This is a genomic window from Methanolobus sp. WCC4 (assembly GCF_038022665.1).
In the GTDB taxonomy this organism is placed as follows: domain Archaea; phylum Halobacteriota; class Methanosarcinia; order Methanosarcinales; family Methanosarcinaceae; genus Methanolobus.
This window is the reverse complement of the sequence record NZ_CP150629.1, coordinates 1,704,488-1,717,379: the sequence shown is the minus strand read 5'-3', so window position 1 is coordinate 1,717,379 and position 12,892 is coordinate 1,704,488. Positions and strand designations below refer to the sequence as shown.

Annotated in this window: 13 protein-coding genes; 4 read left to right on the top strand and 9 right to left on the bottom strand. The window is 44.2% G+C overall.

The window, feature by feature from the left end; all coding sequences use genetic code 11:
- Positions 1 to 2: 2 nt before the first annotated feature.
- Together acnA and V7O63_RS08185 are read left to right on the top strand one after the other, a co-directional pair.
- Positions 3 to 2,786 carry an aconitate hydratase AcnA gene (gene acnA, locus V7O63_RS08190; RefSeq protein ID WP_340817952.1) on the top strand — a complete coding sequence of 928 codons (2,784 nt, stop codon included), beginning with the start codon at positions 3 to 5 and terminating at the stop codon, positions 2,784 to 2,786.
- A 163-nt stretch (positions 2,787 to 2,949) separates the two neighbouring features.
- Complete coding sequence (locus V7O63_RS08185; RefSeq protein ID WP_340817950.1) at positions 2,950 to 4,047, top strand: citrate/2-methylcitrate synthase; 1,098 nt, start codon at positions 2,950 to 2,952, stop codon at positions 4,045 to 4,047.
- Between the two features lie 4 nt (positions 4,048 to 4,051).
- On the opposite strand, the gene V7O63_RS08180 is transcribed toward V7O63_RS08185, so the two are convergent.
- Positions 4,052 to 4,492 carry an SRPBCC domain-containing protein gene (locus V7O63_RS08180; protein ID WP_340817949.1) on the bottom strand — a complete coding sequence of 147 codons (441 nt, stop codon included), beginning with the start codon at positions 4,490 to 4,492 and terminating at the stop codon, positions 4,052 to 4,054.
- 366 nt (positions 4,493 to 4,858) lie between these two features.
- On the opposite strand from V7O63_RS08180, the gene V7O63_RS08175 reads away from it, so the two are divergent.
- Together V7O63_RS08175 and V7O63_RS08170 are read left to right on the top strand one after the other, a co-directional pair.
- Positions 4,859 to 5,065, top strand: coding sequence for a hypothetical protein (locus tag V7O63_RS08175; protein ID WP_340817948.1), 207 nt, complete (start codon positions 4,859 to 4,861; stop codon positions 5,063 to 5,065).
- A 68-nt stretch (positions 5,066 to 5,133) separates the two neighbouring features.
- Positions 5,134 to 5,700 carry a hypothetical protein gene (locus V7O63_RS08170; RefSeq protein WP_340817947.1) on the top strand — a complete coding sequence of 189 codons (567 nt, stop codon included), beginning with the start codon at positions 5,134 to 5,136 and terminating at the stop codon, positions 5,698 to 5,700.
- A 369-nt stretch (positions 5,701 to 6,069) separates the two neighbouring features.
- Here V7O63_RS08170 and V7O63_RS08165 read toward each other — a convergent pair whose 3' ends face one another.
- From V7O63_RS08165 to V7O63_RS08130, 8 genes are all read right to left on the bottom strand, one after another.
- The gene (locus V7O63_RS08165; RefSeq protein WP_340817946.1) at positions 6,070 to 6,474 is read right to left on the bottom strand and encodes a molybdopterin dinucleotide binding domain-containing protein; all 405 of its coding nucleotides are present in this window, start codon (positions 6,472 to 6,474) and stop codon (positions 6,070 to 6,072) included.
- The gene (locus V7O63_RS08160) at positions 6,474 to 7,724 is read right to left on the bottom strand and encodes a formylmethanofuran dehydrogenase subunit B (protein WP_340817944.1); all 1,251 of its coding nucleotides are present in this window, start codon (positions 7,722 to 7,724) and stop codon (positions 6,474 to 6,476) included. Before V7O63_RS08160 ends, V7O63_RS08165 begins: the two co-directional genes overlap by 1 nt.
- A 34-nt stretch (positions 7,725 to 7,758) precedes the next feature.
- Positions 7,759 to 8,220 (bottom strand): (Fe-S)-binding protein, encoded by a 462-nt coding sequence (locus V7O63_RS08155; RefSeq protein WP_340817943.1) that lies wholly within the window; start codon positions 8,218 to 8,220, stop codon positions 7,759 to 7,761.
- A gap of 68 nt (positions 8,221 to 8,288) precedes the next feature.
- Positions 8,289 to 8,567, bottom strand: coding sequence for a ferredoxin-thioredoxin reductase catalytic domain-containing protein (locus V7O63_RS08150; protein ID WP_340817942.1), 279 nt, complete (start codon positions 8,565 to 8,567; stop codon positions 8,289 to 8,291).
- 138 nt (positions 8,568 to 8,705) lie between these two features.
- Entirely contained in the window at positions 8,706 to 9,044 is a 339-nt protein-coding gene (locus tag V7O63_RS08145) for a cupin domain-containing protein (protein ID WP_340817941.1), read from the bottom strand.
- 73 nt (positions 9,045 to 9,117) lie between these two features.
- Complete coding sequence (gene hcp, locus V7O63_RS08140) at positions 9,118 to 10,803, bottom strand: hydroxylamine reductase (RefSeq protein WP_340817940.1); 1,686 nt, start codon at positions 10,801 to 10,803, stop codon at positions 9,118 to 9,120.
- Positions 10,804 to 11,191: 388 nt separating this feature from the next.
- A complete protein-coding gene (locus V7O63_RS08135; protein ID WP_340817939.1) occupies positions 11,192 to 11,902 on the bottom strand; it encodes a winged helix-turn-helix transcriptional regulator in 711 nt (236 codons plus the stop codon).
- Between the two features lie 17 nt (positions 11,903 to 11,919).
- Positions 11,920 to 12,381: a peptidase domain-containing protein gene (locus tag V7O63_RS08130; RefSeq protein ID WP_340817938.1), complete on the bottom strand. Its 462-nt coding sequence runs from the start codon at positions 12,379 to 12,381 to the stop codon at positions 11,920 to 11,922.
- Between the last annotated feature and the right edge of the window lie 511 nt (positions 12,382 to 12,892).

Genomic DNA, 12,892 nt, shown 5'->3' with positions numbered 1-12,892 from the left:
TTATGACAAATGACGATCTCAAGGATTCATTTGGATCCAAACAGACCATCACTATCGGTGACAAGAAGGTAAACCTCTATCGCTTGAAAAAGCTCGAAGAGCTGGGAATCACCAACATTTCCAGATTACCTTACTCCATCAGGGTCTTACTTGAAGCTGTGTTGAGGAACGTGGACGGAAAGGTGATCACAGAGGAAGATGTGAAGAACCTGGCAAGCTGGAGTCCTAACGGGGTTCTTGCAGTCGACATACCATTCAATCCTTCAAGGGTACTTATGCAGGACTTCACCGGAGTGCCTGCTGTTGTAGATATTGCTGCTATAAGGTCAGCAACCCAGAGACTTGGTGGCGACCCATCGACCATCAACCCTGTGATCCCTGCAGACCTCGTTATCGATCACTCCATACAGGTGGATTATTACGGCACATCATATGCACGTAACTGCAACGAGAAATATGAGTTCCACCGCAACAAGGAAAGATACGAGCTTCTCCACTGGGCACAGAATGCTTTCGATAACATGAGAGTAGTACCACCTGCAAGCGGTATCATCCATCAGGTCAACCTCGAGTACCTCGCATCCGTGGTCCATCTCAAAGAGAAGGATGGCGAACTTGTCGCTTACCCTGACACACTCGTTGGTACCGACTCACACACCACAATGATCAACGGACTTGGTGTCCTTGGCTGGGGTGTCGGTGGTATCGAGGCTGAAGCCGTAATGCTCGGTCAGCCATACTACATGCCGATCCCTGAAGTTGTGGGATTCAAGCTCACAGGAGAGCTCAAGGAAGGCGTATCATCCACTGATCTCGTACTTACTGTCGTAGAGATGCTCAGGCAGCACGGTGTTGTAGGTAAGTTCGTGGAATTCTACGGACCTGGATACAAGGCACTTGAACTCACAGAAAGGGCAGTACTTGCTAACATGGCACCAGAATACGGTGCTACAATGGGATTCTGTCCTGTCGATGAGGTCACACTTGCGTACATGACCATGACAGGAAGAAGCGAAGAACAGGTCGAACTTGTCAGACAGTACTGTAAGGAACAGGGACTCTTCCTTGAAGAAGGAGCAGAGGACCCCGAATTCACATCAACACTTGAACTTGACATCAGCACAGTAACACCAAGTCTTGCAGGACCAAAGAGACCTCAGGACCGCATACCTGTTCAGGATATGTCAAGGGCATTCCACCAGACAATGAAGGACGTGTTCGCTGCAAAGAGCGGAAAGGCTCCAAATGGGGATGACGAGGATTACAGCCGCTGGCTCGAAGATGGTGGATACAGCGTATCAGAGATCACACATCCACATCACACAGGCATCACAAAGATCAAATGTGCTGACGATGTCGTTGCAGTAACACATGGTTCTGTTGTTATCGCATCCATCACATCATGTACCAACACATCCAGCCCAGCTCTCATGATCGGTGCAGGACTCCTTGCAAAGAAAGCCGTTGAGAAGGGACTGAAGGTCAAGCCGTTCGTCAAGACAAGTCTGGCACCTGGTTCCCGTGTAGTTACAGATTACCTTGAGGAAGCAGATCTTATGCCATATCTCGATGCACTTGGTTTCCACCTTGTAGGATACGGATGTCTCACATGTATCGGAAACAGTGGTCCACTCAATGAAGCCGTCTCGAACAAGATAGAGGACAAGGACCTGACCGTTGCAGCAGTTCTCAGTGGTAACAGGAACTTCGAAGGAAGGATCAACTCACAGATAAAGGCTAACTACCTTGCATCACCAATGCTCGTCGTGGCATATGCACTTGCAGGTACAGTCGACATAGACCTTATGAACGAGCCGATCGCCTGTGACCCTAACGGACAGCCAGTCTACCTTAAGGACATATGGCCAGGCAAGGAAGAGCTCGATGAGACAATACGCAAGGCTGTAACACCTGAGATGTTCAAGGAACAGTACTCCAATGTCTATCAGGGAACAGACCTCTGGAGAGAACTTGAAGCTCCAAAGGGACTGCTCTATGACTGGGACACGGAATCAACATACATCCAGGAACCACCTTTCTTCAAGGACTTCCCGCTTGAGGTGGACGGTCTGGCAGACATCAAAGGAGCACGCGCTCTTGTGATGGTGGCTGACAGTATAACCACTGACCACATCTCACCAGCAGGATCCATTCCATCAAGCTACCCCGCAGGCCAGTACCTGATATCAAAGGGAGTCGATGAGAAGAACTTCAACTCATACGGATCCAGGCGTGGTAACCATGAGGTCATGATGAGAGGAACATTCGGAAATGTCCGTCTCAAGAACAAGCTCGTTGGAGGCAAGGAAGGTTCATGGACCATACACCAGCCTGAGAACGAGGAAATGCCTATCTACGACGCTGCTATGAAGTACGTAGAAGAAGGTACTCCGCTTGTCGTTGTGGCAGGAAAGGAATACGGTACAGGAAGCTCACGTGACTGGGCTGCAAAGGGTACCCAGCTCCTTGGAATCAAGGCTGTCATTGCAGAATCATTCGAAAGGATACACCGCAGTAACCTTGTAGGTATGGGTGTTCTCCCGCTCCAGTTCAAAGAAGGAGAATGTGCTGAATGCCTCGGACTTACAGGAAAGGAGACTTTCGATATCACAGGAATCGATGAGCTCAAGCCTTTCGGGGAAGTAACAGTAACCGCAAAGACTGAAGAAAGCACAGAAAAGACCTTCACCGTAGATGTTCGCCTGAACTCCGATGTGGAAGTTGAATATTACATGAACGGTGGAATTCTTCACAAGTTCCTGAGAGATAAGGTAAGAGGAGAATGAACTGTTCGTTCTCCTGTTTTTGTTCAGGATTGTCCATATTTTGAAACAATCTAATTATATTATGGCGTTAAAAATCCAGCAAAGTATATATATGGACAAACAAAAGGTATTATTGAACATATTTTAAAAAAACGTGTACTTCGACCCATCGGAGGAATTTTATATGGAAGAGATGAAAAAAGGCCTGGAAGGCGTAGTAGCTCTGGATACCAAAATATCCTTTATCGATGGTATCCAGGGAATCCTGATGTACAGAGGGATCAGGATAGAGGATCTTGTAGACCTGCCGTATGATGCAGTTTCCTACCTGCTTATCAACGGAAAGCTCCCTGATGAAGCCGAATTGAACGAATACTCCCTGAAGCTTAAAGAAAATCGTCATATCAATTGCAAGTTGGTAGATTTCCTTAAGGATCTGAGCCTGGGTAGCGAAGAACTTGATGGTCTGAGGACCGCAATTTCCTGCACCGCCCATTTTGATGAAGAGAACAATCATCATACAGTAGATGCTAATCAGAACAAGACTGCAAGACTTGTGGCTAAGTTCCCCACGATCGTTGCAGCCCTTCACCGTGGAAGTCATGGCCTGGATGTTATAAGTCCTGACAATGACCTGTCCCACGGAGCAAATTTCCTTTACATGCTCACAGGCAGGATGCCAACCGAGCTTGAAGCAGAGGCAATGGAAAAAGATCTCATTTTAAGTGCAGAACATGAACTTAACCCATCCACATTCTCATTAAGAATTGCTGCATCCACACTTTCAGACATGTACTCCGCTGTGATCTGCGGACTCTGCACCCTCAAGGGACCGTTACATGGCGGTGCCAGGAAAGGTGTCATGGACATGATGGACGAGATCGGCAATATTGAGAATGCAAAGGACTACGTTCTCGGGAAACTCGAACGAAAGGAGAAGGTCATGGGATTCGGCCATCGTGTATACAAGACATATGACCCAAGAGCAAAGATCTACAAGGACGTTGCCAGAAGACTTGCAATTGAGAACGGTGATACATCATGGTTCGATATGGCTGAAGAGATAGAACATATCCTTTACCACGAATTCGTAGAGATGAGAGGAAAGCCGATCTATCCTAACGTGGATTTCTATTCTGCAGTGGTGTACAAGTATCTGGATGTACCTGCCGAGCTTGCAACCTCGATATTCGCAATGGGCAGGGTATCAGGATGGATAGCTCACTGCATGGAACAATATTCTGATAACAGAGTTATCAGACCAAGGGCACATACCATTTGAGCCCTTAAACCTTTCTTTTCTCACATTCCTTTTTCAGGCTTGTGTTCATACTTTCGAAACCCATTCTGGTCTTTTCACCAACAAGATACAATATAAGAGGAGCCAGTATACCCCTGAATCTCTCACACTGGATCATCCTTGTCCTGTTGTTCTCCAGATCCTCAAGTCTGAAAGCATGTTCTCCGTCAAAGATACCTTTGACCCACAGGTTACCTATCCACCTGAACTCCTTCACGGGTTCGACCTTTGTGACCACCGGGTCGATCCTCATGCCTTTCATCTCAGGTGGCTGCAGGAAGATATCAAGTTTTGAGCCGGGTTCGAGTTTTCCTTTGATATCAGGAATGAATGAGTTCCATTTCTCGTAGTTCTCAAAATCGGTCAGGAGATCCCAGACCACATCTATAGGAGCTTCAATTGTTACGTCAGTACAGATCTTATTCATTATGAGGAAAACCTCCGAAGAAAAGGAAATTACAGGAAAGAGATGATCGATCGTTCACACTAGATACCCGCTTTTATGTTACCCGTTTTAGCGTTCATTAAATATATAATTTTAGATGATATTAAAATAGAGTGCATAAAGAGATATATCACCTACAAACCGGGAAAGAAAAGATAGATAATTTGGTCATGAACATTTATATCGTCGCCTAACACTGCTTAATGTCTGCATGGATTAAAAGTTTTACTGCCTGATAACAATAATAGTGCCAGCAATAAAGGACGATATATGTAAGCTTTTTTATATTCCTGTATCATTTTAACATCATTAACATGAGGTCACTAAAAGCAATAAAGAGCTAAGATCATGAGCAACGATAAAAGATATGGGGTTCCGGCATTACTTTCAATCTTCATCCCGGGGCTGGGACAGATAATAAAAGGTGAATTCTTCAAAGCTATAGGCATATGGACGGTCCTTGTTATCTGCTGGTTCCTGCAATTCATCCTTATAGGCTACCTGCTGGGATTCATTGTATGGGTCTGGCAGATATACGATGCTTACAACAACTGATCACTGCAATAGAACAATTTTCACTTTTTTTAAATAGCATGCTGCATTTATTCACATAGTGGATACAAATGTGGAATGAGAGATTTTCAAAGACATTATCGTTCCTTATTTTTTTAACAATTATTCTTTCATTAGTTGCTATAGTAACAACAGAGAATGTCTATGAGCCTAAAATTGAGATGGTAGATATCGGGAACATTGAAAAAAGCACATCAGGTATCACAGACGTGTGGCCCTTTGAAACGATGACAATAACTCTGGACCCTGAAAAATTCAATCATACTGCGACTGATGGTATCATCAGGTTATCGCTACCGGATAGCGACCTTGAACTGCACCTGACAGAGCAGGTGCTCCCCGAAGACCAGCGAAAGATAAAATTAATCAACGAATCCGGGATCTTTATCCTTGGAGAAGCAGGTTTTCATACATACAAGGGAAAAGTTTCAGGATATGAGAACAGCAGCGTCTCACTGACAATTCACAGGAATATCCTTTTCGGGACCATCGATATCGACGAGAATCCCTACCATATAGCACTGACCAGAAAATCAATTAATGGTAAGGCGGTTATGGCACTTTATAGACAGGATAATGTGATAGTCTATGAGAATGTAGAGCCGGAAACACTTTAAATATGAATAGCCGGGCTCTGTAGAGATCCTTTCAATCACAAATTTTAAATCAGCAATTTTCAACAACTACAATATTCCAACGGTCTTCACATCAGGACAATAGTGATGAAGCGTGCCGCCTGCGGCGGGTGGTTGTATTGTTCTTTGTTTGTCAACGAACTTTTACAGATCCATCAGAAACACAAGGTTGCAGGGGAACAATAAGATTGCCTGATCGGAAGTCATAAACAACTAAAACCATCCCGGAGGGTCACGGCGAAGCCGGCACAATCCGAAAAGATGGATATAGACATCAGTTGATAATACTTTATTTCTGAATTCAAATGGGGAATTCTACAGAGACGATCTCCCACACTAAAAAAGAAAATATCAGAATATCTCTTGTATCCCTGTGACCTTCTCACCCTTTGCACCCTGCACGGTAGCCTCGAAGTCCTTGAACTTTGGAACACCTGTACCGCCTGTCTCATCTGGCACAAGGGCATTTGACCAGGGACCGTTCACCATATAAGCGATTCCCGGATGAGCTCCCTCATTATCTGATACCTGTGCGGTTACGACCACTTTTCCGAAAGCATTCCTGACAACAACAGTCTCCCCGGCTTTGATAGTAAGTCTGGAGATGTCCTTTGGGTCCAGTTTTATCACTGCTGAGAGCTTTTCGTAATCCTCACCAAAACGTGATGTTTCCTGGGCAGTGTTCTGGAACACGTCCCTGTAGGTGACTATCTTCATCTTTACTTCAGGTGCTGCAAGGAATTGTCCGAATCCCATCAGATCGCCTCCGTGATCCTTGTAAGTATCTCCTCATCGGAGAGATTATCGGTATCGATTATCTTTTTCATCTCTATCTCCACTCCATCCATCCTGATGGCTGTGCCACCTGCTTCAACACCTCCAAGTGCACAGGGGATCGTTACCGTGGACTTTGTTGCTGTAAGGTTCCTACATGGGTCGATGGTGATCAGTGGGATCTCAGCAAGATAGCGTGCAACGGAAAGCGGCAGGCTTGACAACGGGTCGGAGCCTATGATAAGGGCGGCATCCACGGCCTTGCTCCTGAGAGCCTCAACAACCGAATGTTCAGCGCCGTGTTCTGCTTCACCTGTTTCAGGGTTGAACTTGACACGGTTGATGTATCCTGTCTCTTCAAAGAGATTGTGATCGAAACCTCTCATATTATATTGTCCGACCATCGGGATAAGATTGAAGTCAGATACTTCATTGAGCTTATCCATCAGCGTGAACAATGGTTCGAGTTCCTCAAGAGAGTAGATGAGTCCCAGACCAACACAGATGACACCAAACTTTGCCTTCTTCAGCACATTTGACAGCTCAAGTATCCTTTTAACATCGAAACCATAGGATGTTTTAGGAACTTTTCCTGACAGCGCACTTACAAGAGCCTCCATGAACTCCGCATCCCCAGCCATCGGGATCTGGTAGAAACGAGTATCACCGGATATAACGGCAGTATCGGACTTCCTGATATCGATGGTTATTGCGGTCCTGTCCTCTTCCCATCCCCTCTGGCGCTCCTTACCACGTGGGAAATAGGAATATCTTGAAAGATGACGTGGGTGTGAATTGGAAGGGTCTGCACCCCAGAATATTATTACATCGGCCTTGTGCCTTACATCATCAAGGGTACATGTCTTTATCCTGTCCTGAAGTATCGCCTCTATTATCGGACCCTGACAGAACGAGGAAGTATCATCAATGTATGCTCCAGTCCTTTTTGCAAGATCGATGGACCTTTTCTGCGCCTCTGAACTGGAATTGCCATGACCAAAGATCAGAGGATTCTCAGCATTCCCCAATATACCTGCAGCCTTTTGGATAGCATCACCGACTTCTGCCTTCTCGCCATCGATGGTGCATTCCATCGAATCGCTGCAACCTTTCATGCGTGCAACGCCTTTGCGGCATGCAGCATGGACCTTTATCACCTTGTTATCTTCTGTCTCGACCTCTATATCGTCACAGAGGAGAGCACAGCCCGTACAAACATAATATTCACTCAAATTATCACCACACTAAAAAAAGGACAGGGAACGATCAAACAAATTCAATTGCCTTTGTAGGACAAGTATCTATGCATGCGACACAAAGGATCTTGTTCTCTCCGAAACGACGACATTCCTGTACGTTGCTAGCCTTCACGACACCATCTTCAACCTTGAAAATGACCTTATCAGATGTGGGTGCTTTTCCACTGCCTGCGCCCAGAGGGTCATTGGCGACATTCACAGGACACGCCACAACACAATTACCACAGCCGATACACTTCTCATTATGGACTATGAGACCGGTCTCTGTGACATCCTTTACAGAAGCGAACATCTCCGATAATTTCGCATAATTGTCCTTGTGCTTTGTTTCATTAACAAGGGGAGTACAATCATCCACTTTTACCTTGCGTCCCAGAAGATCCACGGCAAATGCCATACATGTGCTCTTCCCGCATTCCTTACAGTTCGTCTTTGGAAGTAACTGGTATATCTCCATTACATTTGCCATCATTTTCACCTTCTGGAAATGCGTTCGTTAAATCTTTGTTCAGGAACCTTTTTTCATAGGAGATACTTTCAGACCTTAAAGAACAAAGAACAGTGACAGCTACCCTCGTCCTCGATCTCATCGTGATGATAGATACATGGACAGATTATCTTACGGTCCTCTTCATCGTCGCCGGTCCTCAACCTGCACGGACAATACTGTTTGCCATGCTCCTCCTTGTTCCGGGCAAGCCCTTCAATGACCATTTGAAGCATCTCTTCATCAGGGTTTAAGATAAAACCTTTCTTCTTTGCATATTTTGATGCCCATTCGTGTGTTTTTTCCATAATTGGCGCAAGGTCTGTCATAGATGATCTCCTGTTCTAGTCAATAAAAGTATGATTGGTATATTCAAGATATCATTATTTATCTATTTCCGCCCGACCTTATTTTTCCAGTCTGAAAAAGAGGCAGACATTGGATATACCGACCTGAACCACCTTTGTTCAAACCATCTTTGTCGGTTCGGTCTGACGTGGGACCTTCGTCACAAGAACACGGAAAAGTCCGTCGCTTTCGTTCAAAAGCCTGTGTGGGACCTTTGCAGGACTTTCAATGAGCATGTCCTTTGTAACGGTCTGCTGTTCATCACCTATCTCAACGATGCCTTCGCCTTCAAGCACATAGAAGAACACATCCACAGGAGTTGAATGTTTTTTGAGCGCCTCGCCCGGCTTCAGTTGCATGTGCATGACCTGGGCATGTTCTGTATCATAGAGCTTGTGTACTGTAACCCCGTGCGGGTTGTCTTTCTTCTCTGCACCTGTATAACTTGTAATTTTCATTGATCCACTTCCTAGATAAAAAGAAAGATCAAGGCTTAAAATAAAAGCCTTGTTAAGAACTGCTGTAAAAAGCTTAAATGAGGAGGTTGAGGTCCTCTTCAACTGTTGAGTTCGGCCTGATGTTGAAGTTCTCAACAAGGACATTGAGAACGTTCGGTGAGACAAATGCCGGCAGTGTAGGACCGAGCATGATGTTCTTGACACCAAGACTGAGAAGTGCAAGCAGGACAAGGCATGCCTTCTGCTCGTACCATGCGATATTATATGATACAGGCAGGTCGTTGATATCATCAAGTCCGAATGCCTCAGCAAGCGCCTGCGCGATAACTACCAGTGAGTAGGAATCGTTACACTGGCCTGCGTCAATGACCCTTGGAATACCACCTATATCACCAAGATCGAGCTTGTTGTAGCGGTACTTTGCACATCCTGCTGTGAGGATGACAGTGTCCTTTGGAAGAGCTTCTGCAAAGTCAGTGTAGTAACTTCTTTCCTTGTGTCTTCCGTCACATCCTGCCATGACAACGAACTTCTTGATCTGTCCGCCCTTTACAGCCTCGATGATCTTGTCAGCTACGGAGAGTGCGGATACGTGGGCGAAACCTCCCATGATGGTTCCTTCCTCAAGCTGTTCAGGTGGTTTGCATGTCTTTGCCTGCTCTATGATAGCAGAGAAGTCCTTGCCTCCGTCCTCACCGGCATTGATGTGTGTTACACCATCGAAACCGACTATACCTGTTGTGTAGATCCTGTCGATGTAGCTTTCCTTGGGAGGAACGATACAGTTGGTGGTCATGAATATAGGACCATTGAACTTCTCGAATTCCTCTTTTTGTTCCCACCATGATCCACCGTAGTTGCCAACGAAGTTATCATACTTCTTGAAAGCAGGGTAAGAGTTTGCCGGAAGCATCTCACCATGAGTATAAACATCAACACCTGTTCCCTGCGTTTGCTCAAGCAGTTGTGCAAGGTCATGCAGGTCGTGTCCACTGACAAGGATACCAGGTTTATCGCTGACACCGATATTGACTGCAGTTGGCTCAGGATTGCCGTAGGTCGTGGTGTTTGCCTTGTCAAGCAGTGCCATGGTAGTGACACCATGTGTACCACATTCAAGTACCATTGGGACCAGTTCATCGACACCCATATCATCATCCATAGTTGCAAGAAGGGCTTTCTCGAAGAATGCCATTACATTGTCATCCTTGTAGCCGAGAACATTTGCATGGTGGGCATAGGCTGCCATTCCTTTAAGGCCGTAGACAAGCAATTCCCTGAGTGAACGGATGTCCTCGTTCTCTGTGGCAAGTATACCGGTGTTGATATTTGCAAGGGTCTGAGGGGTGACCTTTGCCATGACGGGTATCTCCTCGCCTGCATTGGGACTTGCACCAAGGAGCTTCTCTTTGATCCATGCGGGGAAGGATGATCCGGACTTCTCATTGATGACCTTGGCATCCATCAGTTTCTTCTTTATCCCATCCTTGATCTCAAAGCCTTCACTGATGAGCTTTTCAAAGTCAGCCTTGCTGAAATTGGTATTCGTGACCGTTGCGAATAGCCCGTCAAGAATGAACTCATCGGTCTTTGCATCGTTAAGATTGTTCTCCCTTGCCTTGGAGTTGTAGAACGCAATACTTTTCAGGACATAGATAAGGTCATCCTGAAGGTCTGCAACTTCAGCTTTCTTTCCACATACACCGTTCTTTGTACAACCGGTTGCATTCAAGGTTTCTTCACACTGATAACAGAACATTTTATTCACCATGCTTCCTATTTACGATATCTTTAAGATACTGCTATATTAGGGATACTTGGATATAAGGAGAACAGTTTCCAGGTGGATACCTGTATATAATGATCATAAAGTGTTCATTTATGATGCGTCATTGCCACATTCATTTCAATGAACATCTTTCACACAGACAAAATTCACTCCCTATTCCCATACATTTACCCAATTAAAATAGTTGTCAGAACTTTATAAATCTATCTGGACTGATCAAGGTCAGTGATGTGTCCCCGGATGCACAGGGTTAGAAAAAGGATTGTGGAAAAAACTACATACTTGAAAATAAATAAAATGCAAAAGCACATACATCTGCACAATTACATTTTTTAACATACATCAGCTTTTGAGATTATCAGGCTACCCTTTCAAAGAAAGGTAATTTATCAGGATGATGACCTGTATCCAGGTAATAGTTCTTGAACTTACCACTGGATTCGACCACAAGACACCCCATCTCTTCCAGTGTCCTTATATGGGAAGCCACCGCTGATCTGGTTATTCCCAATGTATCTGAGATATCCTTATTGGTTATGCCAGGATTCTCATAGATAAGACTGCATACCTTCTTGCACGTCATTCCCTGCAGATGAGGTTCTATTGTACTCTTGTGGTCCTTTCTCCACAGATCGGTACCGTTACGGAAGAGACTTACATAGTTACCGTTCTTGAACAGGAGTATCTTACCGGAATCCTTCAGCGTATTGACATGGTAACGGACAGTTCCCCTTTTGATCCCAAGGTCCTTCTCGATCATGTTGACCGTACTACCGGGATTATCCTCTATGAAGTTGAGGATCTTAAGACGATTCTCATTCTTGGGATCCTTCTTGACCCATGCCGTGAGAATTGCTACAAGTTTCCAGCCGAGTGCAAGGACAAACGCAATGATGGTTATTAATTTAAAGTAAAAAGGCAGGTCCCAGAATGTATCTGTCCCTTCTGCTCCATCTGTATGGGTTATTAAATCAGAATCCTCATTCGGTTCAATTAAATAGTTACCATCACAAGGACAAATAAATATTAAAAAGAAAAAAAAGAAGAGGAAAAATCTGATTTTTTTCATACTAAGCTAATAGTACATTAAATAGAATAATCTTCCGTTCCACTTACAGAATAACCATAAACTCTGTATCTCCAAGTTCCCTGTTCTATTCCACCATTTCTGGAAATATAGAGATTGATTCTTCCATTGATACTTCCATCTGCTGAATCATAGAATGTACCTATACAATTGTAACTCGGATCATAGATGTATAATTTAAGGGAATCACTGGAATCTCCCCAATTAAGATCTACATTTAGAGAATCATAATATGAATTAATATTAACATAGTGCCAGTTTGTCTCTCCCTGAGTAATTGTATCGGTAATTGACATGATGCTGATCCCACCATCGTCTGACTTCACTGGAACTACCTTGTAGCCCAGGTCCTTTGCATTGATCAAAGTAAAACCATCATCTTTATTCTTGTTGTCCTGACCTGCACTTGCAACTGAAATGCAGAGCAAAAGTACTATAAATCCTATTGCTATCTTTCTCATTGTTTGTACTCCTACTAGTTATTTTTTACTAGTTAACAGAAAAAAGATGAAAAAATATACTATATAACTTTTCTAGCCATTGATCAAACTGTAAAATAAAGTCAATGAAAGGAGGAATTTTATTGTGGAGTTGGCAAGGCTAATGCAAGGTGGGAGAAGAGAACATGGATATGTTCTCCCCTTCCCTCAATTTCCGTGCAAGTTTGTTGGTTGGGTACAAACAATTAATTCAATACAGATTTATAATAAAACTATTATGGCCATTGATCGAACTGTTATTTTTTTACAATGATATTGTGAACCTGGTTGACACAAACATGAAAAGTTAAGAACCTGGCTTAAAAGACTGGAACCGGGCAAAGATATTGGCACCGGTTTAATGAAACAAGCTTGAAAATAGATATTCTGAATGATCGGAAGGTGAAGAGGACATCGCAATGTCCTCTCTTCACTTTAGTTCTGCGCATCCCTGCGCAGGAAGGTAAAACAATCAATAATACGAACAATTAGG

Excerpts from the sequence above, each read along its gene's own strand:
- V7O63_RS08155 (WP_340817943.1), bottom strand. The coding sequence starts at position 8,220 with ATGGCAAATGTAATGGAGATATACCAGTTACTTCCAAAGACGAACTGT.
- V7O63_RS08145 (WP_340817941.1), bottom strand. The coding sequence starts at position 9,044 with ATGAAAATTACAAGTTATACAGGTGCAGAGAAGAAAGACAACCCGCAC.
- V7O63_RS08175 (WP_340817948.1), top strand. The coding sequence starts at position 4,859 with ATGAGCAACGATAAAAGATATGGGGTTCCGGCATTACTTTCAATCTTC.
- V7O63_RS08150 (WP_340817942.1), bottom strand. The coding sequence starts at position 8,567 with ATGACAGACCTTGCGCCAATTATGGAAAAAACACACGAATGGGCATCA.
- V7O63_RS08185 (WP_340817950.1), top strand. The coding sequence starts at position 2,950 with ATGGAAGAGATGAAAAAAGGCCTGGAAGGCGTAGTAGCTCTGGATACC.
- hcp (WP_340817940.1), bottom strand. The coding sequence starts at position 10,803 with ATGTTCTGTTATCAGTGTGAAGAAACCTTGAATGCAACCGGTTGTACA.
- V7O63_RS08165 (WP_340817946.1), bottom strand. The coding sequence starts at position 6,474 with ATGGGATTCGGACAATTCCTTGCAGCACCTGAAGTAAAGATGAAGATA.
- V7O63_RS08170 (WP_340817947.1), top strand. The coding sequence starts at position 5,134 with ATGTGGAATGAGAGATTTTCAAAGACATTATCGTTCCTTATTTTTTTA.
- V7O63_RS08135 (WP_340817939.1), bottom strand. The coding sequence starts at position 11,902 with ATGAAAAAAATCAGATTTTTCCTCTTCTTTTTTTTCTTTTTAATATTT.
- V7O63_RS08180 (WP_340817949.1), bottom strand. The coding sequence starts at position 4,492 with ATGAATAAGATCTGTACTGACGTAACAATTGAAGCTCCTATAGATGTG.
- acnA (WP_340817952.1), top strand. The coding sequence starts at position 3 with ATGACAAATGACGATCTCAAGGATTCATTTGGATCCAAACAGACCATC.
- V7O63_RS08130 (WP_340817938.1), bottom strand. The coding sequence starts at position 12,381 with ATGAGAAAGATAGCAATAGGATTTATAGTACTTTTGCTCTGCATTTCA.